The 22941-nt window shown below is 68.4% G+C and carries 18 protein-coding genes; 5 read left to right on the top strand and 13 right to left on the bottom strand.

Annotated features, from left to right (window positions below; genetic code table 11):
• Positions 1–11 precede the first annotated feature (11 nt).
• The 4 genes from OHB49_RS28000 to OHB49_RS27985 all read right to left on the bottom strand — a co-directional run bounded on the left by OHB49_RS28000 (position 12) and on the right by OHB49_RS27985 (position 2792).
• Complete coding sequence (locus OHB49_RS28000) at positions 12–1715, bottom strand: LCP family protein (protein ID WP_329163834.1); 1704 nt, start codon at positions 1713–1715, stop codon at positions 12–14.
• A gap of 19 nt (positions 1716–1734) precedes the next feature.
• Positions 1735–2352 (bottom strand): nicotinate-nucleotide adenylyltransferase, encoded by a 618-nt coding sequence (nadD, locus tag OHB49_RS27995; protein ID WP_030970147.1) that lies wholly within the window; start codon positions 2350–2352, stop codon positions 1735–1737.
• 38 nt (positions 2353–2390) lie between these two features.
• Positions 2391–2555, bottom strand: a complete 165-nt coding sequence (locus OHB49_RS27990; RefSeq protein ID WP_030921167.1) for a hypothetical protein — start codon at positions 2553–2555, stop codon at positions 2391–2393.
• 84 nt (positions 2556–2639) lie between these two features.
• Entirely contained in the window at positions 2640–2792 is a 153-nt protein-coding gene (locus tag OHB49_RS27985) for a hypothetical protein (protein ID WP_037822282.1), read from the bottom strand.
• Between the two features lie 111 nt (positions 2793–2903).
• Between OHB49_RS27985 and OHB49_RS27980 the strand changes: the two genes are divergently transcribed.
• Positions 2904–4049, top strand: a complete 1146-nt coding sequence (locus OHB49_RS27980) for a M48 family metallopeptidase (RefSeq protein ID WP_030970145.1) — start codon at positions 2904–2906, stop codon at positions 4047–4049.
• On the opposite strand, the gene OHB49_RS27975 is transcribed toward OHB49_RS27980, so the two are convergent.
• From OHB49_RS27975 to proB, 5 genes are all read right to left on the bottom strand, one after another.
• Positions 3967–5103 carry an SCO2583 family membrane protein gene (locus OHB49_RS27975; RefSeq protein WP_030970143.1) on the bottom strand — a complete coding sequence of 379 codons (1137 nt, stop codon included), beginning with the start codon at positions 5101–5103 and terminating at the stop codon, positions 3967–3969. The two genes, OHB49_RS27980 and OHB49_RS27975, sit on opposite strands and share 83 nt — an antisense overlap.
• Positions 5104–5332: 229 nt before the next feature.
• A complete protein-coding gene (locus OHB49_RS27970; RefSeq protein ID WP_329163833.1) occupies positions 5333–5932 on the bottom strand; it encodes an SCO2584 family spore wall biosynthesis protein in 600 nt (199 codons plus the stop codon).
• Between the two features lie 66 nt (positions 5933–5998).
• Positions 5999–7282 carry a glutamate-5-semialdehyde dehydrogenase gene (locus tag OHB49_RS27965; RefSeq protein WP_329163832.1) on the bottom strand — a complete coding sequence of 428 codons (1284 nt, stop codon included), beginning with the start codon at positions 7280–7282 and terminating at the stop codon, positions 5999–6001.
• Between the two features lie 82 nt (positions 7283–7364).
• Positions 7365–7868 (bottom strand): hypothetical protein, encoded by a 504-nt coding sequence (locus tag OHB49_RS27960; protein WP_030970137.1) that lies wholly within the window; start codon positions 7866–7868, stop codon positions 7365–7367.
• Positions 7869–8012: 144 nt separating this feature from the next.
• Entirely contained in the window at positions 8013–9119 is a 1107-nt protein-coding gene (gene proB / locus OHB49_RS27955) for a glutamate 5-kinase (RefSeq protein WP_030921183.1), read from the bottom strand.
• Between the two features lie 377 nt (positions 9120–9496).
• Between proB and OHB49_RS27950 the strand changes: the two genes are divergently transcribed.
• Positions 9497–10096 carry a dTDP-4-dehydrorhamnose 3,5-epimerase family protein gene (locus OHB49_RS27950; RefSeq protein ID WP_030970133.1) on the top strand — a complete coding sequence of 200 codons (600 nt, stop codon included), beginning with the start codon at positions 9497–9499 and terminating at the stop codon, positions 10094–10096.
• Positions 10097–10162: 66 nt separating this feature from the next.
• Here the strand turns inward: OHB49_RS27950 and rfbD are convergent, their stop codons facing one another.
• The 3 genes from rfbD to OHB49_RS27935 are packed head-to-tail and all read right to left on the bottom strand — an operon-like array spanning position 10163 to position 13109.
• Positions 10163–11023 carry a dTDP-4-dehydrorhamnose reductase gene (gene rfbD / locus OHB49_RS27945; RefSeq protein ID WP_443079673.1) on the bottom strand — a complete coding sequence of 287 codons (861 nt, stop codon included), beginning with the start codon at positions 11021–11023 and terminating at the stop codon, positions 10163–10165.
• A gap of 32 nt (positions 11024–11055) precedes the next feature.
• On the bottom strand, positions 11056–12042 hold the full coding sequence (rfbB, locus tag OHB49_RS27940; protein ID WP_329163830.1) for a dTDP-glucose 4,6-dehydratase: 987 nt from the start codon (positions 12040–12042) through the stop codon (positions 11056–11058).
• On the bottom strand, positions 12039–13109 hold the full coding sequence (locus OHB49_RS27935; protein ID WP_329163829.1) for a glucose-1-phosphate thymidylyltransferase: 1071 nt from the start codon (positions 13107–13109) through the stop codon (positions 12039–12041). The genes rfbB and OHB49_RS27935 overlap by 4 nt, the downstream gene beginning before the upstream one ends.
• Before the next feature lie 549 nt (positions 13110–13658).
• Here OHB49_RS27935 and OHB49_RS27930 point away from each other — a divergent pair.
• The gene (locus OHB49_RS27930) at positions 13659–15722 is read left to right on the top strand and encodes a hypothetical protein (protein WP_329166644.1); all 2064 of its coding nucleotides are present in this window, start codon (positions 13659–13661) and stop codon (positions 15720–15722) included.
• Positions 15723–15790: 68 nt separating this feature from the next.
• On the opposite strand, the gene galE is transcribed toward OHB49_RS27930, so the two are convergent.
• On the bottom strand, positions 15791–16762 hold the full coding sequence (gene galE, locus OHB49_RS27925; RefSeq protein WP_329163828.1) for a UDP-glucose 4-epimerase GalE: 972 nt from the start codon (positions 16760–16762) through the stop codon (positions 15791–15793).
• A gap of 281 nt (positions 16763–17043) precedes the next feature.
• Here galE and OHB49_RS27920 point away from each other — a divergent pair, with 281 nt between their 5' ends.
• Both OHB49_RS27920 and OHB49_RS27915 read left to right on the top strand, forming a co-directional pair.
• Complete coding sequence (locus OHB49_RS27920; RefSeq protein ID WP_329163827.1) at positions 17044–19275, top strand: bifunctional glycosyltransferase/CDP-glycerol:glycerophosphate glycerophosphotransferase; 2232 nt, start codon at positions 17044–17046, stop codon at positions 19273–19275.
• Between the two features lie 22 nt (positions 19276–19297).
• Positions 19298–22873 (top strand): bifunctional glycosyltransferase/CDP-glycerol:glycerophosphate glycerophosphotransferase, encoded by a 3576-nt coding sequence (locus OHB49_RS27915; protein ID WP_329163826.1) that lies wholly within the window; start codon positions 19298–19300, stop codon positions 22871–22873.
• Positions 22874–22941 lie beyond the last annotated feature (68 nt).

Genomic DNA, 22941 nt, shown 5'->3' with positions numbered 1-22941 from the left:
CGGAGCCCCAACTATTTGATCTTGTAGTCCTGGCCGAGGACAACGGACACATCGGCGTTCGCGGCAGGTTTGCCCTGCTTCACCGCGCTCGCCGGCAGGCCCAGGGTCTTGGCGACCTGGGTCGCCTTCTCCTTGTCGGCCGCCGCCTTGTAGACGACCTCGGACGACACCGCGGTGTCGGTGTTCCCGCCGCCGACGAAGGCATATCCGCCGTTGACCAGCCTGATCCGGGCGGACTCCGTGCCGTCCTCGTCCCCGGTGCCGTTCTTGACGCCGACCCGCACGGCCGCGTCCTGATCCGGGGCCTTCACCGTGCCACCCAGGATGTCCTTGACGACGCTCTCGGTGGCCGCGTCGGTGAGGGTGCCGTCGGGCTGCACCGGCAGCAGTGCCGTCTTGTAGTCGCCGATCTTGGCGTGCTCGGCGAGCTTCGCCAGGGAGGCGCCGAGGTCCCTCTCGGGCAGTGACGGGTCCAGGATCTGCGCCAGCGTCTGCACGGTGACCGTGGCGGCCTTCGGATCGTCCGAGATCTTCCGCAGCACTCCGCGCATGACCTGCCCGAACCGCATGAGCTGTTTCGTCTCGGCCTCACCGGGGCCCCGGTAGGTGGCGTACGCGACGGCCATCCGGCCGCTCAGGGTCTGCGACGCGCCCTTCTTGACCAAGGGCGACGCGCCCTTCTTGGTGTCCGGCACATCGGTGTCCGTGTCGACCTCGATGTTGCCGACCAGGTCGACGAGGTTCTCCAGGTACGGGGTGTCGAGCCGCCATGTGCCGCTGATGTCGGTGCCGAGCAGCGTGTCGATGGACTCGCGGGTGCCGTTGGAACCGTCGTCGTCGACGGACTTGCCGAGGGTGGTCGTGTTGCCCTCGTCGTCGGAGACCGCGAGCGAGTTGGGCAGCAGGACCGTGGTCCCCTGCTTGGTGGTCACGTTGTCGACGAGCAGCGCCGTGGAGGTGCCGCCCTTCTTGGTGTTGTGCAGATGGACCACGATGACGTCTCGCTTCTGCGGACCCGTCGTCGCGGTGTTCTCCTTCTCCGAGCCGCCGAGGCCCGGGATCTTGCCCGCGGACCAGAGGTAGCCGACACCGCCGACCACGACCAGGGCCACCACGACGATCAGCGCGACCATCCGGTTGCGGCCGCGGCGGCGCGCCTCTTCGCGCCGCTCGCTGCGGCTCTCGGTGAACTTCAGCCAGTCGATGACGTCTTCGGAGTCCTCGTCGGGCTCCTCGATGAAGGAGAACTGCCCGGTGCCGTAGTCACGGTCCGCGCGGCGCTGCTCGGGAACGACCGGCTCCGGCTCGAACTCCGGCTCCCGCTGCTGCGGGGCAGACGCCGGTATGGGGGCCTGCTGCGGGATGTTCCACTGCGCCGTGGTGTCGACCGCGGCCGGTTGCTGGCCGGTGTCGTAGCCGTATCCGTCGTAGCCGTAGGACTGCTGCTGAGGCTGCTGGGAGGCGTATGGGTCGTACTGCTGGGACTGCTGAGGCTGCTGCTGGGTGTACGGGTCGTATCCGTACCCCGGCTGCCCCTGTCCCTGTCCCTGCCCCTGCCCCTGCCCCTGCTGTCCATACGGGTCGTACTGCCGCTGGGGCTGCTGGTGTTGCTGCTGCTGCCCAGGCTGCTGATACACCGGCTGCCCGTACTCGTCGTAGCCGACGATCTGCGGCTGCTGGTAGTACGGGTCGTACGGGTTCTGTCGGTCGTTCACCGGTGCCCCTCTCCGTGGCTCATTCGCCGCGGTACAGCTGGCGCTTGTCGATGTAGCGGACCACACCGTCCGGTACCAAGTACCAGACGGGTTCCCCCTGCGCGACTCTCGCACGACAGTCCGTGGACGAGATCGCGAGCGCCGGGACCTCCACTAGGGAGACACCGCCCTCCGGCAGCCCGTCGTCCGTGAGCACGTGCCCAGGCCGTGTCACACCGATGAAGTGGGACAGCGAGAACAGTTCCTCGGCGTCCCGCCAGGTGAGAATCTGCGAGAGCGCGTCGGCGCCGGTGATGAAGAAGAGGTCCGCGTCGCCATGGACCGCGCGCAGGTCCCGCAGCGTATCGATCGTGTACGTCGGTCCGCCACGGTCGATGTCACTGCGGCTGACCGAGAACTGCGGATTGGACGCCGTCGCGATGACCGTCATCAGATAGCGGTCCTCGGCCGGGGAAACCTCCTTGTGGCTCTTCTGCCACGGCTGCCCGGTCGGAACGAAGACCACCTCGTCGAGGTGGAACTGGGCGGCCACTTCGCTGGCCGCCACCAGGTGTCCATGATGAATCGGGTCAAACGTCCCGCCCATCACACCGAGTCGGCGTTTGCCGCGGCCGGTAGGCACTTCCTGCTCTCCCATGCGTGCAGAGCCTACTGGCACAGCTGTACGCCTCCGCCTCAGCGGTCGCGGTTGAAGCGGGTGGTGATCCACAGCAGGAGCAGAAGCGTGACGAACGCACCGCCTCCGGTGAGGTACGGGCTGAGGCTTTCGTGGTTACCACCGTGCTCGCCACCCTCGGAGGCGAGAGTGACCAGCTGGTGTGCGGTGCTCGTGAGGCTCATCTTCGGCAGGACCTATCGATCGGGAGTCGGAAGGAAGACGTCGCGGACATCGTATGCGGGGGCCCCGGGCACGCTCACGCCGACTCAGTCGTTGTTGTCGTCGTTGCGGTATCCGCGCAGCAGGAACCAGGCGAGCAGCGCCGCGCCGATGAGCGCGGCGAGCAGCACGATCCGAAGGGTGTTGCCCGGGCCCTGGTCGTCGGATGCGGCGGCGAGCAGAGCAACGGTGTGCGGCATGTTGGGCGTCTCCTAAGTTATCCACAGCCCCCCACACACCGTAGCCCCAGCACCTACGCTGGGACTTGTCAGGGGGCGAGCGACGTCTCGTACGAACAGGGGGCCCAGTTCATGACCGACAACAGCCACGCGAGTCACGAGCACGTGCCGAGCAGGCAGCGCAGGCGTTTCGCGGGCATCTCGTCCCGGGCGTACGAACACCCGGCGGACCGGTCGGCTCTGGTGGCCCTCCGCAAGCTGAGCGGTTTCGACACGGTGTTCAAGGCACTGAGCGGCCTGCTGCCCGAGCGCAGTCTGCGGTTGCTCTTCCTCTCCGACTCCGTACGGGTGAGTGACGCCCAGTTCGCCCATCTCAACGACATGCTGCGCGACGCCTGTTACATCCTGGACCTGGAGAAGGTCCCGCCGATGTATGTGAACCAGGACCCGCAGCCGAATGCCATGTGCATCGGTCTCGACGAGCCGATCATCGTGGTGACGACGGGGCTGGTGGAGCTGCTCGACGAGGAGGAGATGCGAGCGGTCGTCGGCCATGAGGTGGGGCATGCCCTCTCCGGTCACGCCGTCTACCGCACGATTCTGCTGTTCCTCACCAATCTCGCACTGAAGGTCGCCTGGATCCCGCTCGGCAATGTGGCGATCATGACGATCGTGATGGCGCTGCGCGAGTGGTTCCGCAAGTCGGAGCTGTCCGCGGACCGGGCGGGGCTGCTGGTCGGCCAGGATTCGCAGGCCTCCATGCGCGGTCTGATGAAGATTGCCGGTGGCAATCATCTGCACGAGATGAATGTGGACGCCTTCCTCGCCCAGGCGGACGAGTACGAGAAGGGTGGCGACCTGCGCGATTCCGTACTCAAGATCCTCAATGTGCTGCCCCGCTCCCACCCGTTCACCACGGTGCGCGCGGCCGAGTTGAAGAAGTGGTCCGAGAGCCGCGACTACCAGCGGATCATGGACGGCCACTACCCGCGGCGCGAAGACGACAAGGACACGTCGGTGACGGACTCGTTCCGGGAGTCCGCCTCGCACTACGCCGACTCGGTGCGCACCAGCAAGGACCCGCTGATGAAGCTCGTGGGCGACATAGCCGGTGGCGCCGGCGACCTGGGCGGCAAGCTCCGCGACAAGTTCACCGGCGGCAGCCATGGCAGTGGTGCGGCAGGCAAGGGTGGCGCTACGGATGACTCCGGGGCGCCCCGGCAGTCGGGGACGGAGGACCCGGAGAGCCCTCAGGGGCCCGGGACAGCCGGGAGCTGACCTCCAGCGTCCCGCAGAGCGCCGTCGTCGGTCGGCCCGTCGCATACGGGTCGGTGCCCGCCGGCCCGCGGGAGGCCGCCCGCTCTCCGGCGAGCAGCGGGTGCAGGGTGCCGGTCGTGTCCGTCGAGCAGGCCTGCGGTCCGGCCTGGACGTAGCTGGTCCGCAGCTCCAGCCGGTGCAGCCGCAGGTCCTCCCGGTCGAAGCGGAAGTGCAGCTCGCGCCGTACGGTGAACAGCGAGACGCCGCCCGCTTTTTGGGGGCCTGAGACGGCCGGACGCAGGGCGTACGTGAAGGTGTGGTCCGACACCACCTCAAGGGTGTCGGACCCCGCCTCGGAGTAGGCCAGAGTCCCCTGGACCCGGATGTCCGGGTCGGCCAGCGCCACCTTCGCCGGGTCGAACCGCACCAGCCAGCCGGTCGCGGCATGCTGCCCGTCGTCGGCCGATCGGGTCATGCTCCGGTCGAACTGGTTCGCCTGGTCCGGGTCGAGCAGCAGCCCCACCGGCCGTACCGAGCCGCCGGTGAGGACGTCGGGGTCGAGGGAGGACGCCACCAGATAGTCCTTCACCGTGGTCAGGGCAGTGGTCACCTGGCTGTCCGAGAAGTTTTCGGTCCGCCGGGTCATCGGAAGGTTGATGCCTGCGGCACCTGTCCGGAAGTGGGCGGCGGGGCTCGTGGCGAAGAGGTCGGCGGCCTTGCCGCCGGGGACGGCTACGCGGGGCGCCAGGGGTATGACGGTCGACCGGAGCGGCTCGGCTCGTCTGCCGACGGGTGGCTGGTACGGGTTGCTGAGGCCCATGTAGACGGCCGTGGCGAAGGCGATGGCTATCAGGACGATCAGGGCGATGACGGCCCGGGATCCGGTGCGGAAGTGCCGGGCCGGGAGGCTGCGTACGGCGCGGGCGTGCTCGCCCATGCGTTCCTGGGCGGAGAATTCCTGGAGCCGGGCAGCACGGACGAACGACTCGTCGAAGACGACGGACCGGTACTCGTCCTCACCACCACCGGGGAGCCCCTCGGGTGCTCCTTCTGGCGGTTCTCCACGGCCTGTCATGACTTCTCCCGACTCCACGTCACCGGCCGAAGCCGACACGCTACGCTCTGCTTCGGCCGAAAGGGCCTCGGGCAGGGCCTGTCCGTCACGAGTTCGCGTGTGCGGACGAGTGAGAAGCCCCCTCCGGGGGAGGGGTCACACCTTCAGGGTAGGTCGATTGCCTCGAACGTAAACGCCCTGGCGTGTGAGAACTCGATCCGAGTTCTCACACGCCAGGGCGTTGCGCGTATCAGGGCGTGCGCGGGACCGCGGACACCGTGGGGCGGAAAAGGTCGGCGGAAGCGGATGGGGCGACGCCGGAGCCGGGCGCGCTGTCCACCCCGGTCGTGGCGGGTGGTGGGATCTGGTCCTGGCGGTTGGCCGAGGCGCCCCGGTAGACGGCGCTGAAGGCCAGCGCGACCATGCCGATACCCATCAGCAGCGCGAGCAGCCAGGCCACCGGACGGTGCCATCGCGCGGCACCCCGGTAGGGGCGCAAGGAGCCGCCATGGCGCCCGTACGGGCCGTTGTCGTAGTCGTCGAGCCCGTCGTGGTCCAGCGGGTCGCCGTAGGGGCTCCCGCGGCCGTATGCGCCGCCCTGCCCGTATCCGTCGTCGTACAGCTCGTCGTCGGCCGGGCCGCCACCGGCGCGGGCCCGGGCGGCCTCGGCCTCGGCACGCGCCTGGGCGGCCGCCAACAGCCGCTCGACCGCGGTGGCTTCATGGAACTCGGCAGCCCGGACGAAGTCCTCGTCGAACACCACGGAGGCGAAGTCCTCGTCCGCGCCCCCGCGGTCGTCGTCGGGCTCCCAGCCGTCCGGAAACGGCCTGCCCCCCACGTCGTCCGGCACAGCTTCAGCGTAGCCCCGGCGAGTCGTTTTGGGCAGGGAGACTGCAAACTCGCCGGGCACCGAAGATCACCGTACGTGACCGTCCCCGGTCACGATGTACTTCGTCGAGGTCAGCTCCGGCAGGCCCATCGGGCCCCTGGCGTGCAGCTTCTGGGTGGAGATTCCGATCTCCGCGCCGAACCCGAACTGCCCCCCGTCGGTGAACCGGGTGGACGCGTTCACGGCGACCGTCGTGGAATCCACCAGTTGAGTGAACCGGCGGGCGGCAGCCTGCGACGTGGTGACGATCGCCTCGGTGTGACCGGAGGACCAGAGCCGGATGTGGGCGACGGCCGCGTCCAGCGATTCGACGACGGCGGCCGCGATGTCGTACGAGAGGTACTCGGTCTCCCAGTCCTCCGGCGTCGCCGGCACGACGGTGGCCTTGGACCCCTCGGCGAACTCCAGCACCCGCTCGTCGCCGTGCACCGTCACCCCTGCGTCGGCCAGCGCGTCCAGCGCCCGGGGCAGGAACTCCGCGGCGATGTCCTTGTGGACCAGCAGCGTCTCGGCGGCGTTGCAGACACTCGGCCGCTGGGCCTTGGAGTTGATGAGGATGTCTACGGCCATGCCGAGGTCGGTCTGCGCGTCCACGTACACATGGCAGTTGCCGGTACCGGTCTCGATGACCGGAACGGTGGACTCCTCGACGACCGTGCGGATCAGGGACGCACCGCCGCGCGGGATCAGCACGTCGACGAGACCACGGGCCCGCATCAGTTCCCGTACCGAGTCGCGGTTCTCGCCCGGCACCAGCTGCACCGCGTCGGCCGGCAGACCGGAGCCGCCGACCGCGTCACGCAGCACCCGGACGAGTGCGGTGTTGGAGGCGTACGCGGAGGACGAACCGCGCAGCAGAACGGCATTGCCGGACTTCAGACAGAGCGCCGCCGCGTCCACCGTGACATTGGGCCGGGCCTCGTAGATGATCCCGACCACGCCGAGCGGCACCCGGACCTGGCGCAGGTCGATGCCGTTGGGCAGGGTCGAGCCGCGCACCACTTCGCCGACCGGGTCGGGCAGCGCCGCCACGTCCCGCACATCGGCGGCGATGGCCCGGATCCGCTCGGGAGTGAGGGTGAGCCGGTCGACGATCGATTCGCTGGTCCCGGCCTCGCGGGCGCGGGCCACGTCCTCGGCGTTGGCCGCGACGATCTCGGCCGTCCGCACTTCCAGCGCGTCCGCGATCGCCAGCAGGGCGTCGTCCTTCGCCGCGCGCGGCAGTGGCGCGATGTCGGCGGCGGCGGAGCGGGCCCGGTAGGCGGCCTGGGCGACCGGGGACATGTTGTCGTACGGCGAAAGCGTGGTCATGCCCGCAGAGTAGTGCGCACACTGCGGGCATTCCGCAGGTATCCCGTGATGCGAGACGGCCGTCCCGAGCGGGGCCGACCGGTCAGTACGGGTGCACGCCGACCGGGGCCGCCGGGGGCGGTCCGTATCCTTCCGCGATGCGCTGGTGGTACGTCTCCCGGTCGATGACCTCCAGGCCGACGATCTCCCAGGGCGGCAGCTTGGCGCTGGAGCGGTGCTCGCCCCACAGCCGCAGTGCGACCGCCGCTGCGTCGTGCAGGTCCCGTGCCTCTTCCCAGTAGCGGATCTCCGCGTGGTCGTTGGCGTATCGGCTGGTCAGCAGGAAGGGATGGTCGTTGGCGAGCTGTTCGAGACCGCGTCTGACCTCCTTCAGCGGTGTCTCGGCACCCGAGACGCTGAGCGTGATGTGCCACAGCTTCGACCGGGTGTGTTCCTCCTGCGCCACCACCGGCTCGGGGTCGGTGGTGGTCCCGTCGGTGGTCCGGTCGACGGACCGGACCTCGTCGAAGCCGACACCTGCTCCGACGCTGGTCAAGGCGCGGCCACCCGTTCCTCGGGGCGGCGCCCCCGGGCGAGCTCGTCTCACCGGCGGCCTCCTGTGAATGCGTTGCTGTGCTGTACCCCCGCTGTGTCCCCGTTACAAAGTTGACCAGTCCGGGGCCTGGCGTGGGGCGGTTTTCATGAAGGTCCCTGCCCGAAGTCCGGACTTTCAGCCGTTTCAGGGGGCCGGTCAGGGGTGCAGGATGACCAGATCGTCCCTGTGTACGACCTCGCGTTCGTACGCCGGGCCGAGTTCGCGCGCCAGGTCCCGGGTGGACCGGCCGAGCAGTTGCGGAATCTCCTTGGCATCGAAGTTGACGAGCCCGCGGGCCACGGGGCGGCCCTGGAGGTCACGCAGTTCCACCGGGTCCCCCGCGGTGAATTCGCCCTCGACGGCGGCGATTCCGGCCGGCAGAAGCGAGCTGTGGCGTTCGACGACGGCCTGCACCGCCCCGTCGTCGAGGGTCAGCGACCCCTGCGGGGTGGAGGCGTGGGCCAGCCAGAGCAGCCGGTCCGCCGAACGGCGTCCGGTGCGGCGGAAGTACGTACCGGTGTCGCGGCCGGCCAGGGCGTCGGCGGCGCGGCTCGCGGAGGTCAGGACGACCGGCACCCCGGCGGCCGTGGCGATTCGGGCGGCTTCGACCTTGGTGACCATGCCGCCGGTACCGACGCCCGCCTTTCCCGCGCTGCCGATGGTGACATCGGCCAGATCGGCCGGGCCGGTCACTTCGGCGATGCGTGAGGTGCCGGGGGTGCTGGGGTCGCCGTCGTAGAGGCCGTCCACGTCGGAGAGGAGGACCAGCAGATCGGCGCGGACGAGATGGGCGACGAGCGCGGCGAGCCGGTCGTTGTCGCCGAACCGGATCTCGTCGGTGGCGACGGTGTCGTTCTCGTTGACGATCGGGAGCGCGCCCATCGCCAGGAGCTGGTCCAGGGTGCGGTAGGCGTTGCGGTAGTGAGCGCGGCGGCTGGTGTCGTTGCTGGTGAGCAGCACCTGGCCGACGCGTACGCCGTAGCGCGCGAAGGAGGCGGTGTAGCGGGCGACGAGCAGCCCCTGGCCGACGCTGGCCGCGGCCTGCTGCCTGGCCAGGTCCCGGGGCCGGCGGTGCAGGCCGAGCGGGGCGAGTCCGGCGGCGATGGCTCCGGAGGAGACGAGGACTATCTCCTTCTCCCCGCCGCTCCTGACCTTGGCGAGGACATCGACGAGCGCGTCGACCCGGTCGGCGTCGAGGCCGCCGGCCGCGGTGGTCAGGGACGAGGAACCGACCTTGATCACGATCCTGCGCGCTTCGGTCACACCCTGCCTTGCCCCTGCCACGTGCACGTTCCTGCCCTCGTCGTCTTCATCGCCATCGGCTGCGTCTGCCTGGCCGTCAGGGTACGCGAGCGGGGTGGAACACCGGACCGAACAGGCGTTCCCGATAATCGGACTCCCGCTTTCCATCTTCCGGCCACGGATTGATGACCGCACAGCCTGCGGGCGGCGTGGCAACGAAAGTCACATCAAATGATTCACATACTCCGTACCGACATGGTCGGTCTCAATCATTGCGCATCAATCCAATTGGCCATCGGGACATCTCATTCACCGGAGCCATGGACGGCGACAATTCCCGTTAAATTGGCTTTCGCCATTCCGGTCTGTCTCGAACGCCAGAACAAGGATGTGATCGCATGCGGCAGCTCTCCTTCCCAGGGGCCTGGGTGCATGAACCCAAGCTCTTCCCGGACAGTCGCGGCAGCTTCCACGAGTGGTTCAAGAGGTCCGACCTCGATGACGCCACCGGACACGGTCTGCAGCTGGCGCAGGCCAACTACTCGATCTCCAGCCGGGGCACCCTGCGCGGCATCCACTTCGCCGATGTGCCGCCGAGCCAGGCCAAGTACGTGACATGTGTACGGGGCGTGGTGCTCGACGTCATCGTGGACATCCGGGTCGGCTCCCCCACGTACAAGCAGTGGGAAGCGGTACGCCTCGATGACGTGGTCCATCACGCCGTCTACGTCGCCGAGGGACTCGGTCACTCCTTCATGGCGCTGACCGATGACACAGCGGTCGTCTACCTGTGTTCCGAGGGTTACGCGCCCGGTCGTGAACGCGGCATCAATCCGCTCGACCCCGAGCTGGGCATCGAATGGCCCGAGGGCGTCACGCCGCTCCTCTCCGACAAGGATGCCGCCGCACCCTCGCTGGCCGAGGCCGAGGAGCAGGGGCTGCTGCCGTCGTACGAGGCCTGTCAGGCGTACTACGCGGAGCTGCGCGCCCGAGGCTGAGCCCGGCCGGGACCGCGGGAGGTACGGGCGGCCCCGGCGGAATTCAGCGGGGCTCGGAGGGCGAGGTCATCGCTGCGAGCTGTGCCGTTCCGCTGCGAGCAGGGCGGGGAACGCCTCCGCCAGCGCCACCCGCCAGTCGCGGATCGGTTCCATTCCGGCCGCCGCCCAGCGGTCGTGCCCGAGCACACTGAACGCGGGCCTGGGTGCAGGCCGGACGAAGGCGCCGCTGGTGGTGGGGCGGACACGCGCCGGGTCGGCCCCGAGCAGCCGGAAGATCTCCCGGGTGAAGCCGAACCAGGTCGTCTGCCCGCCGCTGGTGCCGTGGTAGATGCCCGCGGGGACGGCGCCGGCCAGGGCGGCCTGTCCGAGCCGGACGAGCCGGTCGGCCAGATCTGCGGTCCAAGTGGGCTGCCCACGCTGGTCGTCGACCACATCGAGGGCGTCCTTGACGCCCTCGAGTTCGATCATCGTACGGACGAAGTTGGGGCCGTACGCGCCGTACAGCCAGGCGGTACGGACGACGTAACCGGTGTCCGGGAGGGTGTCCAGCACGGCGCGTTCCCCGGCCAGTTTGGTCCGGCCGTAGGCGCTGCGCGGGCCGGCGGCGGCGTCCTCCGGGTACGGCTTCTGGGCGTCCCCGGCGAAGACGTAGTCGGTGGAGACCTGGAGAAGCACGACGCCGTGCTCACGGCAGGCCGCGGCGAGGACCTCGGGGCCCGTGCCGTTGACCCGCAGCGCCGCCTCCTCCTGCGACTCGGCGTCGTCGACGGCGGTCCAGGCGGCGCAGTTCACCACGACGGCGGGGCGGTGGAACTCCAGGGCGGCATGCACCAAGGCGGGGTCGGCGATGTCGAGGGCCACGCGGTTCGCGGCGACCGCGGTGACGGACTCGCCGGCGAGCCGGGCCAGGACGTCCCGGCCGAGCATTCCGGCGGCTCCGGTGACCAGCCAGACGGGGCTCACAGCGCGGCCCTGTCCTTCAGCGGCTCCCACCAGGCGCGGTTGTCGCGGTACCACTGCACGGTCTCGGCGAGACCGGTGCGGAAGTCCTTGCGGGGCTCGTAGCCGAGCTCGTCGCGGATCTTCGTGCAGTCGACGGAGTAGCGGCGGTCGTGGCCCTTGCGGTCCTCGACATGGATGACGCCGGTCTCCCAGTCGGCGCCGCAGGCGTTCAACAACAGGCCGGTGAGCTCCTTGTTGGACAGTTCGGTGCCGCCGCCGATGTTGTAGACCTCACCGGCGCGGCCCTTCGTGCGGACCAGTTCGATGCCCTGCACATGGTCGTCGATGTGCAGCCAGTCGCGGACGTTGGCGCCGTCGCCGTACAGCGGTACCGGCTTGCCGTCCAGCAGGTTCGTGACGAACAGCGGGATGACCTTCTCGGGGAAGTGGTGGTGCCCGTAGTTGTTGGAGCAGCGGGTCACGCGCACGTCGAGGCCGTGCGTGCGGTGGTACGAGAGGGCGATCAGGTCGCTGGACGCCTTGGCCGCGGCGTACGGCGAGTTGGGTGCCAGCGGGTCGGTCTCGGGCCAGGAGCCCTCGTCGATCGAGCCGTAGACCTCGTCGGTGGAGATGTGCACGAAGGTCTCGATGTCCGCCAGATGCGCGGCATGGACCAGGGTGTGCGTGCCCACCACATTCGTACGGACGAACTCGGCGCCGCCGTCGATGGACCGGTCCACATGGGACTCGGCGGCGAAGTGCACCACCTGGTCGTGCTCGGCCATCAGCTTGGCGACCAGCTCCGCGTCGCAGATGTCGCCCTGCTCGAAGGCGAATCCGGGATGGTCGCGGACCTCGTCGAGGTTGGCCGGGTTGCCGGCGTAGGTGAGCTTGTCGAGCACGGTGACGGCGACGCCCCCGGGCCCCTGCGGGCCGAGCACCGTACGGACGTAGTGCGAGCCGATGAAGCCGGCCCCGCCGGTCACCAGGATGCGAGTGGTCATGAGGAGATCTGCACCTTGCTGTGGTCACCGAGCACGAGTCGATGGGCGGACGGGGAGCGGGGCGCGGGGGTCACTTCGACGTCATGGCCGATGAGTGACGCCTCGACGCGGCGGACACCGTCGATCGAGGCACCCCGCAGGACGATCGAGTACTCGATCTCACTGTCCTCGATCCGGCAGTCCTCCGAGACGGAGGTGAACGGACCGACATACGCGCCGCGGATCACCGAGCGGGCGCCGATGATCGCGGGACCTACGATCCGGCTGCCGCTGACCTTGGCGCCCGCCTCGATCCGGACCCGGCCGATGATCTCGCTCTCGTCGTCGACGTCGGCGCCCTCGACGGAGGGCTCGACGGTCTCCAGCACCGTCCGGTTGACCTCCAGCATGTCGGTGACATTGCCGGTGTCCTTCCAGTACCCGCGGATCGTGGTGGAGCGGACGTCGCGCTTCTGGTCGATCAGCCACTGGATGGCGTGCGTGATCTCCAGCTCGCCCCGCCAGGAGGGTGCGATGGAGCGCACCGCCTCATGGATGACGGGGGTGAAGAGGTAGACACCGACCAGCGCCAGATCGCTCTTCGGCTCCTTCGGTTTCTCCTCCAGCGCCGCCACCCGGCCGTCGCCGTCGAGTTCGGCGACGCCGAAGGCGCTCGGGTCGGGCACCTGGGTCAGCAGGATCTGCGCATCGGGCCGGTCGGCGCGGAACTCCTCGACCAGGCCGGCGATCCCGCCGACGATGAAGTTGTCACCGAGGTACATGACGAAGTCGTCGTCCCCCAGGAAGCGCCGGGCGATCAGCACCGCGTGCGCGAGCCCGAGCGGCTCGTCCTGCGGGATGTACGTAACCTCGATGCCGAACCGGGAACCGTCGCCGACAGCCGCGCGAATCTCTGCGGCAGTGTCGCCCACAATGATGCCGACCTCGGTGATGCCCGCTTCCGCAATGGCTTCCAGGCCGTAGAACAGCACCGGCTTGTTCGCGACCGGGACCAGCTGTTTGGCAGAGGTGTGCGTAATGGGACGGAGCCGGGTGCCGGCCCCACCGGAAAGTACGAGAGCTTTCATTTTCCCTGCCCGATGGTGAGATTCCGGTCATGTCGCGACCGCGACCTTCGGGGCGATTTTACTGAGATCCACTGTCCGATCCGTCGCGAATGGGCCCACGGAATCGAGATGCGCCCGATTGACACTCGGAAACATTTTCCTGTTTCGTACATTCCTTCCACCGCGACAGAGGATGCGGGAATTACCTTCCGCACCGACCGCGTTTCCGACCGCCCGAGGCCACCCGGGGCATCCCCGGATGCCGATACGCGCCCATCTGTGCGGACCGGCCCGCGACTGTCAGCACACAGCCGACTGACGGGATGTGCACAGCCGCATGATCATCATTTAGAATGGTTGTACGAAGCTGCATATTGTTACACAGTCCTCACCTGAGCCACACAAGTGGATGACGTGGTTTCTCTACGGTGGGGTCGGATCACACCCGCTTCCGGGGCCCCGGCCCTGGCTATACCAGTCGGCCCGATCACCGTGCCATCCGGCCGCAATCGCGCCCTGCGCGAGCTCGAGCTGCTTGGAGTCCCCCGAGTGCAACCTCTTCCCCTCACCATGCGGCCTGCCGCGAAGCCCTTCCTGATATTCGTGCTGGCCGCGTCGTTCGTCGCCCAGGCCACCGCCGCGCTTCTTCCGAACGTCCCCCTGCTCATCGCGGCAACGGCGACCGGTCTCGCGACGGAAGCCGCCCTGCACCGCTGGCAGCCAGGCCTGAACTCGCAGTTCACCAAGGTCAGAGCCGATGTCACGGTACGGCAGGTCATACGCGACCTGCTGCTCGTCGTGGGCGTGCTCGAACTGGACAGCCAGCAGCGGGAGACGGCCTACCTCCCCCTCGTCTGCGCTCTGCTCTTCTTCTACGCGCTCCACTTCGCCGGCCACGCCACGGCGATCCTTGTGCGCTCCAGCCGCACCATGCCCCTGCTGACGCGCAACATCGACGCCTCCGCCCTGCGGATCACCCCGGCACCCCCCGCGCTGCTGATGGGCGGGCCCGGACCGCGGCTGCTGCTGTTCGGTCTGCCCGCGACCGCGGGCCTGCTGACGACGGCGGCGAGCGACGAGCCGGAGTTCGCCGCCGTCGGCATCGGCCTTTCGGTCCTGCTCGCCTGCGCCGGGCCGGCCGTGCTGCTGTGGCGGCTCGTCCGTCGCCGTCCCGCCTCGCAGGAAGAGGTTCTCGCCTGGTTCGACGCCTGGCTCGCCGAGTACCAGCCGACCGTCGGCATGTACTTCTCGGGCGGCTCCTCGTCCGCCTACCAGGCGAACATGTGGCTCGACACGCTGGCCCGGACCGACGGCCGCCCGCTCATCGTGCTGCGCGAGCGCTTCATGATGCAGAAGATCGGCGCGACGGACATCCCCATCGTGTGCATCCCCAGGGTCGCTCAGCTGATGCGCCTCGAGCACTCGACGCTCAAGATGCTGATCCACCCCGCGAACTCGGGCAAGACCTCGCAGGTCCTGCGCATCCCGACGATCAAGCACGCCTTCGTCAACCACGGTGAGAGCGACAAGCTCTCCAGCTGCAATCCCTACGCGAAGGCGTACGACGAGGTCTGGGTAGCGGGACCGGCCGCCCGGGAGCGCTACGCCCAGGCCGAGGTCGGTATCGACGACCGTGACGTGGTGGAGATCGGCCGCCCTCAGCTGGCGCCGATCGCCCCGTACGCGGGCCCGCCCACCGGCCCGCACACCACCGTGCTCTACGCCCCGACCTGGGAAGGCTGGGACGGCAACCCCGGTAACACGTCGGTGATCCTGGCCGGCGAGAACATCGTCCGTGCGCTGCTCGCCGACCCCGGGGTACGGCTCCTCTACAAGCCGCACCCGATGACGGGTTCGGTCGATCCGCGTGCGGGAGCCGCGAACGAGCGCATGCAGGAGCTGATCCGCGAGGCCAACCGCCGGCGCACCGGCCCCCGCCCCGGCCCCGAGGCCGCGGCCGCGCTTGCCCTGCGGACCACGGAGCTGCAAGGGATCACCGCCTCCTCCTTCCGGAAGGGTTCGGACGACGCGGAGCGGATGCTGGCCCAGAGCACACCGCCTGCGGGCCGCGCCGAAGCGGTCGCCGCGGCCACGGCCGCCTGGGAAGACGCCTACTGGGAATCCCTGCCCGACTGGGAGCACCAGATCATCACGACCCCGCAGCCCGCGCTGTACGCCTGCTTCAACCAGGCGGATCTGCTGATCAGCGATGTGTCGAGCGTGGTCACCGACTACCTGGCGAGCGAGAAGCCGTACGCCGTCGCGAACACCACCGAGCTGCCGGAGGACGCCTTCCGAGAAGCGTTCCCGACGGTCCGCGCGGCGACGATCCTCACCCCGGACGCCGAGGGTGTGACGGCACTGCTGCACTCCGTACGCAATCCCGAGCACGACACGCTGGTCCGCAGCCGCGCTGAGCTGAAGCTTCATCTGCTCGGCCCCTCGGATCCGCCGTCGCTGGAGCGCTTCAACGAGGCGGCACGCAGTCTCTGCGCGACGGCGGACAGTCACCGTGCACGCATGGCGCAGCGGCTGCTGTCCATGATTCCGGCACCGCGTGCGGCGGTGACCGAGGAAACGACGACGTCGGCGGAGGCTTCGAAGTCCCTGCTGAAGGCAACGCCCGAGGTGTAGCGCCCGGCGCACCGGAACAACGGCGAAGGGGCCCGCAGGTATGCGGGCCCCTTCGCCGTTGCTCTTCGTCACGGGTGGTGGTGGAGCCAGCCCTGCCACGCGGAGTCGATCATCTCGTCCACTCCGTATGTGGCCGACCAGCCCAGCTCCGTCCGGATCCGGTCGGCCCCGGCGACCACGCGCGCCGGGTCACCGGGACGGCGGGCCGTCACCTCAGGGGTGAGGTCGCCGCGGCCGGTCACCTTGAGGATCCGGTCGACCATCTCGTTCACGGAACTGCCCTCACCACGGCCGATATTGAGCGTGAGGTCGGTACCGCTCTCGGCCTCGTCGAGCCTGCGCACGGCGGCAAGATGCGCGGAGGCTATGTCCTCCACGTGGATGTAGTCACGGATGCATGTGCCGTCGGGCGTCTCGTAGTCGTCGCCGAAGATCCTCGGTCCCTCACCGGCCGCCAGCCGCTCGAAGACCATCGGGATGAGATTGAACACCCCGGCGTCGGCGAGCTCGGGTGAGGCGGCACCGGCGACATTGAAGTAACGGAGCGACGCGCAGCGCAGTCCGTGGGCCCGAGCGGCTGCATGGATCAGCCATTCACCGACGAGCTTCGTCTCGCCGTACGGGCTCATCGGCAGACACGGAGTGTCCTCCGTGACCAGATCCACATCCGGCATGCCGTAGACGGCGGCCGACGAGGAGAACACCAGCCGGTCGACACCCGACGCGACCATGCTCTCCAGGAGTGTCTCCAGCCCGGTCACGTTCTCCCGGTAGTAGTGGAGCGGCCGCTCGACGGACTCACCGACCTGCTTCTTCGCTGCGACGTGCACCACGCCTGTCACACCGTGGTCACGGATCGCCGCGTCGAGCCGCTGCCGGTCGAGCACGCTGCCGATCACCAGGGGAACCCCTGCGGGAACCTTCTCGGCGCTTCCCGTCGACAGGTCGTCGTAGACGACCACCGACTGACCGCCCGCGACCATCGCACGCACGACATGTGCACCGATATATCCCGCCCCACCTGTAACCATCCAGGCCATTTGCGCGTCTCCCTGTACGAGGTCTTACCGTCGGCTTCACTCTACGTGTGGGAAAAGTGGAGTCGAGCAAATAGGGCCAATCAGCACTATCGTTCAATATGCTCCCTTGCGGAGGAGGTGCCAGGACAGACACCTCCGGGTGAAGTCCGGGCCAACGCGGTGCGACAGCGAGCCAATGACGATCAATTACTCTGTCCGGGTACTTCGGCGCCGCCCTGTCGGTCGACCGGTATGAATCGGTGCCCACACGGACCCTCGACAGCTCTCTGGACTGGTGAAGGATGCCTCGACTGACACTCATCGTTCCTGCCTACAACGTGCAGGGATACATCCGGGAGTGCATCGACTCCGTACTGCAGCAGGACTTCACCGACTTCGAGATCGTCGCCGTCGACGACTGCTCGCCGGACGGTTCCGGCGAGATCATGGACGAGTTCGCCCGTCGCGACACCCGTGTGCGCGTCCTGCACCTCGGTGAGAATGTGGGCCTGGGCCGCGCCCGCAACGTCGGCATCGAACAGGCGACCGGCGACTATCTGCTGTTCCTGGACAGCGACGACACCCTTGCGCCCGGCTCCCTCAGTGCCATCGCCCGGCGGCTCGACACGACGGACGATCCCGACGTCCTGCTCTTCGACTACACGCGCACCTACTGGGACGGCCGACGCCTGCCGAACCAGCGCGCCGACCTGCTCGCCGAGACCGGCCCCGCGGTCTTCTCGTTGGCGGACCGGCCCGAGCTGCTGGACCTGCTGCAGATCGTATGGAACAAGGCATACCGTCGCGACTTCATCACCCGGCACGGCTTCCAGTTCCCGCCCGGTTATTACGAGGACGCCCCCTGGACGTACTCCACCCTGATAGCTGCGGACCGCCTTGCGGTGCTCGACCGCACGTGCGTCTTCTACCGGCAGCGACGTGAGGGCGGCAACATCCTCCGTACCGTCAGCCGCAAGCACTTCGACGTCTTCGACCAGTACGACCGCGTCTTCGCCTATCTGGACAACCACCCCGAGCTCGACCACTGGCGCACGGCGGTCTTCCGGAAGATGGCCGACCACTATCTGACCATCATGGAAAAGCCGGGCCGGCTGCCGCGCAACGCACGGTCCGAGTTCTTCCGGCGGGCATCCGCGGAGTACAGACGCAGGCTGCCGGACGGCTTCGTACGCCCCCCGGGCGTACGTGGCTACAAGTACGCGCTGCTCGGCATGGGCTCCTATCCGGCGCTGGCCGCCGCCACCCGGGCCCGTCGGCTGCGCAACCGGTCCAGCCTTCGCAGTCGCGAACGCGTCATCCGTGCCAAGCGCGCCGCCATGGGGATGTTCTACCAGTCCCAGCTGAGGATGGGACTGGACGACAACCTGGCGGTGTTCTCCGCCTACTGGAGCCGCGGCTACTCCTGCAACCCCGCGGCCATCGACGCCGAACTGGCCCGCCTGGCCCCGCACATCCGCCGGGTGTGGGCGGTCAGGGCCGACCAGGTCGACCGGGTGCCCAAGGGCGTCGAGGTGGCGGTCGTGGGCTCCCGTTCGTACTGGACGGCGGTGGCCCGCGCCAAGTACCTGGTCAACAACGTGAACTTCGCCAACGCGGTGGTCAAGCGCGAGGGCCAGATCCATCTGCAGACCCATCACGGCACCCCGTTGAAGACCATGGGGCTCGACCAGATGAACTTCCCGGCTTCCACCAGCATGGACTTCGAGGACCTGCTCAAACGCTGTGACCGCTGGGACTACAGTCTCTCCTCCAACCGGTTCTCGACCACTGTGTGGGAGCGGGTGTACCCGTGCCGCTACACCTCCCTGGAGACCGGCTACCCGCGCAACGACGTCCTGATCAACTCAACTGCCGCGGACGTGGCAAGGGTTCGCCGGGAGCTCGGACTGAAGGACGGCTCCAGCGTCTTCCTCTACATGCCGACCCACCGCGAGTACCAGAAGGACTTCACCCCGCGGCTCGACCTTCCACGGCTGGCCGATGAACTGGGCGAGGACGTCACCCTTCTGGTGCGCGGTCACTACTTCTACAAGCCGAACGGGCGGATGGCCGAGCTCCAGACCAGCGGCCGCATCATCGATGTGTCGGCACACCAGCGTGTCGAGGACCTCTACCTCGCCTCGGACGCCCTGATCACCGACTACTCGTCAGCAATGTTCGACTATGCGAATCTTGATCGGCCGATCGTGATCTTCGCCGACGACTGGGACACCTACAAGGCGGTCCGGGGTACGTACTTCGACCTGATGACCGAGCCTCCCGGCGCCGTTGCGACCAGTCAGGCACAGCTCACCGAGATCCTCGGATCCGGCGAGTGGCGGAGCGAGAAGTCCGCCGCCTTCCGCAGCGAGTTCCGCGAACGATACTGCGACTACGACGACGGTCACGCGGCGGAGCGCGTCGTCCGCAAAGTCTTCCTGGGCGAGGAGAGCCTCCTTCCCGTCGTACCGCTTGCCGAACGCAAGCCGGCACCCTCCCCAGCTCAGGCGCTCGAACCGGTCGAGCGGGTCTGACCCGAAAGGAATTCTGAAAGACATGGCCCCTCGGCTCAGTGTCATCGTTCCCATCTACAACGTGGAGCGCTATCTCCCGGCCTGCCTCGACTCGCTGGCGTCGCAGACGCTGCGTGAGATCGAAGTCCTGATGGTGGACGACGGATCCCCGGACGGCTCCGCGGCGATAGCCGCCGAATACGCGGCCCGCGATTCGCGGTTCACTCTCATACGCAAGGAGAACGGTGGCCTCGGCGCGGCCCGCAACACGGGCATCTCACACATATCGCCCGACGCGGAGTTCCTGACCTTCGTCGACAGCGACGACATCATCCCGCCGGACGCCTACCGGCTGATGACCGCGAGCCTCGACGAAAGCGGCTCCGACTTCGCCACCGGGAACGTCTTCCACCTCAAGGGCGAGAAGTCCTGGCAGGTGCCGCTGCTCAAGATGCTGGCGGGCGAGGCCCGCAAGCGGACGCACATCTCGAAGAACCCCAAGCTCGTCGCCGACCGCATCGCCTGCAACAAGGTGTTCCGGCGCACCTTCTGGGAGAAGCACGGGTTCGCCTTCCCCGAGGGCATCCTGCACGAGGACATCCCCGTCGTCCTCCCTGCCCACTACCGGGCCGAAGCCGTCGACATCATCGGTGAGCCGACGTATTTCTGGCGGCTGCGCGAGGGCGAGTCCGCCCCGTCGATCACCCAGCGCCGCCGGGAGCCCCAGGCGATCAGGGACCGGGTCACCGCGGTGAGCCTGGTCAGCGATTTCCTCTCCCAGCAGCAGGGCCCCGAGTTCGCCGAGTACAAGCGGCAGTACGACGACCGCGTACTCCGTGACGACCTGCGGCTGTTCCTGCGGGTGCTGCCCGACGCGACCGCGGAGTTCCACGAGGCGTTCCTCGAGGCCGCCAACCGCTACCTCGACACGATCGACCCGCAGATCGTCATGGCCCTGCCTGCGGACCTGCGGGTGCAGTGGCTGCTCGTGCGCAAGCACGCCATGCCCGAGCTGATCGCGCTGCTGGCCTCGCAGCGCCGCAAGGAGCCCGTCGAGGTCTCCGGCGGCTTCCGCAAGTACGCGAGCTTCGCACCGCTGGAGTCGAGCTCCGTCGAGCTGCCCAAGGCCGCGCTGCGCATCGACCGGGACCTGGACCTGCGCGCACCGCTGCGCTCGGTCGAGTGGAGGAACGGCCGGCTGGTGCTGTCCGGCGACGCCTGGATCGACAAGATCGACATGTCGACGAAGCGCAGCAGCATCAAGGTCGTCCAGCTCAAGCGGGACAACTCGCGGCGCCGGCTGTTCCTGCCCGCGAGGAACGTCCACCGTCCCGAGGCCACCACCAGCTCCGGCCAGAAGCGCTACAACTACGACTGGGCCGGCTGGGAGCTCGAACTCGACCCCGCCAAGTTCCGCAAGGGCGGCGCCTGGCAGGAGGGTCTGTGGCACGTCGGCATCAACGTCTACTCCTCGGGCCTGGTGCGGCGCAGCGGTGTGTGGGCGCGCGGCGGGTCGGCGGCCAACTTCCCGCCCTACCAGTGGCTCGACAAGGACTTCCGGCTGCTGCCCAGCGTCGAGCGCAGCGCGCTCAAGCTCCGCATCGAGAAGGTCCTCGCCCTCGTCACCGACCGCCGGCTGGACGGCGACCAGCTGGAGATCCGGGGTGAGCTTCGGGTCACGCTGAAGCAGGGCGAGACGCTCGACCTGCGGCTGGCCAACCCCAAGAGCGGTGAGATCAAGAAGTTCCCGGCGACTGTGGAGCGGACCGGCGACACCTCCACGTTCCGCGTACGCGTACCCGTCGCCGAGGTGGCCCTGCTCGCCGCCGAAGCGGTGGACGACAAGGCCCAGCCCGAGCGCCGGCTGTGGAGCACGGCCCTGCTCGCCACGGCTTCCGACGGCACGGAGCGCCAGTTCAGCAGCGTCGTCCAGGAGGGCCTGGCCGACCTCCGCCTCGACCTGCCGGAGAGCTTCGGCGAGGAGGGCACCCATCAGGAGCTGGCCCTGGTCTCGGGCCACAACGGCTATCTGAAGATCATCGGCCGGGCGCGGCGCGCCGTGATCACCGACATCTCCGAGCGCGACGGCCGGATCGTCGTCAGCGGCCGCACGAGCCCTCGGCTCGTCGGCGCCGAGCTGGTCCTCAAGGCCCGCAGCCGCTTCGACGAGCGGGTGGCGGCCGTCGAATGGGCCGCGGACGGGACCTTCACCACCTCCTTCGACCCGTCGGTCATGGGCGGCTCCGGCCAGGTTCCGCTCAAGGCGGGACGGTGGAACCTCTTCCTGCGGTCGGGGGAGGAGGACGTCCCGGACGCGGCCTTCGTCATCGACCGGCTCGCCACCTCCCAGTTCCCGCTGCACACCGAAATGGGCGGCCGCCGCTACTGGTTCGAGCACCGTTGGGGCGACTTCCCGCAGCTCAACTGCCGTTCCGAGCTGAGCGACATGGAGCTCGGCCCGTACCGGCAGCTGCAGATGCGCCGCGAGGTGTACGAGCCCGGCCGCGAGCAGCCGCTGCTCGACCAGGTCTTCTACCTGAGCTACAACGGCAAGCAATACTCCGACAGCCCCCGTGCCATCCACGAGGAGCTGCTGCGCCGCGGCAGTGACCTCAAGCACCTGTGGGCTGTCCGGGACGGGCAGGTCGTCCTGCCGCCGGCCACGGAGAAGGTCCGCATGTGGGGCCGCGAGTGGTTCGAGGCCCTGTCCAGGTCCCGGTACATCGTCACGAACGGGCACCTGCCCGAGTGGCTGGTGCGCCGCCCCGGCCAGGTGATCGTGCAGACCTGGCACGGCACGATGCTGAAGAAGATCGGCCATGACATCGAGACGCTGTACTTCGACCGCGAGTACCAGAACCGGCTGGCGCTCGAGGCGAACAACTGGAGCCTGCTCGTCTCGTCCAACCGGTTCAGCACGCCCATCCTGAAGCGCGCCTTCTCGTACGACGGCGAGATCTTCGAGGCCGGCTACCCGCGCAACGACTACCTCTACTCCCCCGACCAGGAGAAGATCGTCGAGCAGGTCAAGGCGAAGCTCGGTCTGCCCGCCGGGAAGAAGGTCGTCCTCTACGCGCCGACCTGGCGCGACGACCAGTCACACAGCGCCGGCCAGTACCTGTTCGACCTGCGGCTGGACCTGGAGGACGCGCGCCGTCGGCTCGGGGACGACCACGTGCTGCTGATCCGCCGCCACTCCAACGTGGTCGACGCCGTGCCGGGGGCCGGGAACGGCTTCGTCTGGGACGTCTCCGAGTACCCGGACATCGCCGATCTGTATCTGGCCTCCGACATCATGATCACCGACTACTCGTCCGTGATGTTCGACTACGCCCACCTCAAGCGGCCGATGCTCTTCTTCACATACGACCTGGAGCACTACCGCGACACCCTGCGCGGGTTCTACTTCGACTTCGAGGAGGACTCCCCCGGCCCGCTGATCCGCACCTCCGGTGAACTGATCGATTCCATCCGGAACATCGACAGCGTCTGGCCCGAGTACCGCGAGCGCTTCGACCGCTTCCACCACCTGTTCTGCGACCTGGACGACGGCCGGGCCTCGCAGCGGGTCGTGGACCGCATGCTGGAGCAGACCGCGGAGCTCTCCGACGGGAACTAGGCCTCTCGTCCGGATCATGCTGATCCAGCCTGATCCACACCCAGAAGGGCGGGCCCGCGGAGATCTTC

This window comes from Streptomyces sp. NBC_01717, from assembly GCF_036248255.1.
Classification (GTDB): Bacteria; Actinomycetota; Actinomycetes; order Streptomycetales; family Streptomycetaceae; genus Streptomyces.
The sequence above is the reverse complement of the archived record's forward strand: the minus strand, read 5'-3'. Positions and strand labels throughout refer to the sequence as shown.

Excerpts from the sequence above, each read along its gene's own strand:
- OHB49_RS27965 (WP_329163832.1), bottom strand. The coding sequence starts at position 7,282 with ATGACCACGCTTTCGCCGTACGACAACATGTCCCCGGTCGCCCAGGCC.
- OHB49_RS27990 (WP_030921167.1), bottom strand. The coding sequence starts at position 2,555 with ATGAGCCTCACGAGCACCGCACACCAGCTGGTCACTCTCGCCTCCGAG.
- OHB49_RS27980 (WP_030970145.1), top strand. The coding sequence starts at position 2,904 with ATGACCGACAACAGCCACGCGAGTCACGAGCACGTGCCGAGCAGGCAG.
- OHB49_RS27920 (WP_329163827.1), top strand. The coding sequence starts at position 17,044 with ATGCCTCGACTGACACTCATCGTTCCTGCCTACAACGTGCAGGGATAC.
- rfbD (WP_443079673.1), bottom strand. The coding sequence starts at position 11,023 with ATGCTCGGCCGGGACGTCCTGGCCCGGCTCGCCGGCGAGTCCGTCACC.
- OHB49_RS27915 (WP_329163826.1), top strand. The coding sequence starts at position 19,298 with ATGGCCCCTCGGCTCAGTGTCATCGTTCCCATCTACAACGTGGAGCGC.
- rfbB (WP_329163830.1), bottom strand. The coding sequence starts at position 12,042 with ATGACCACTCGCATCCTGGTGACCGGCGGGGCCGGCTTCATCGGCTCG.
- OHB49_RS27975 (WP_030970143.1), bottom strand. The coding sequence starts at position 5,103 with ATGACAGGCCGTGGAGAACCGCCAGAAGGAGCACCCGAGGGGCTCCCC.
- nadD (WP_030970147.1), bottom strand. The coding sequence starts at position 2,352 with ATGGGAGAGCAGGAAGTGCCTACCGGCCGCGGCAAACGCCGACTCGGT.
- OHB49_RS27985 (WP_037822282.1), bottom strand. The coding sequence starts at position 2,792 with ATGCCGCACACCGTTGCTCTGCTCGCCGCCGCATCCGACGACCAGGGC.
- OHB49_RS27935 (WP_329163829.1), bottom strand. The coding sequence starts at position 13,109 with ATGAAAGCTCTCGTACTTTCCGGTGGGGCCGGCACCCGGCTCCGTCCC.
- OHB49_RS27950 (WP_030970133.1), top strand. The coding sequence starts at position 9,497 with ATGCGGCAGCTCTCCTTCCCAGGGGCCTGGGTGCATGAACCCAAGCTC.
- OHB49_RS27930 (WP_329166644.1), top strand. The coding sequence starts at position 13,659 with ATGCGGCCTGCCGCGAAGCCCTTCCTGATATTCGTGCTGGCCGCGTCG.
- galE (WP_329163828.1), bottom strand. The coding sequence starts at position 16,762 with ATGGCCTGGATGGTTACAGGTGGGGCGGGATATATCGGTGCACATGTC.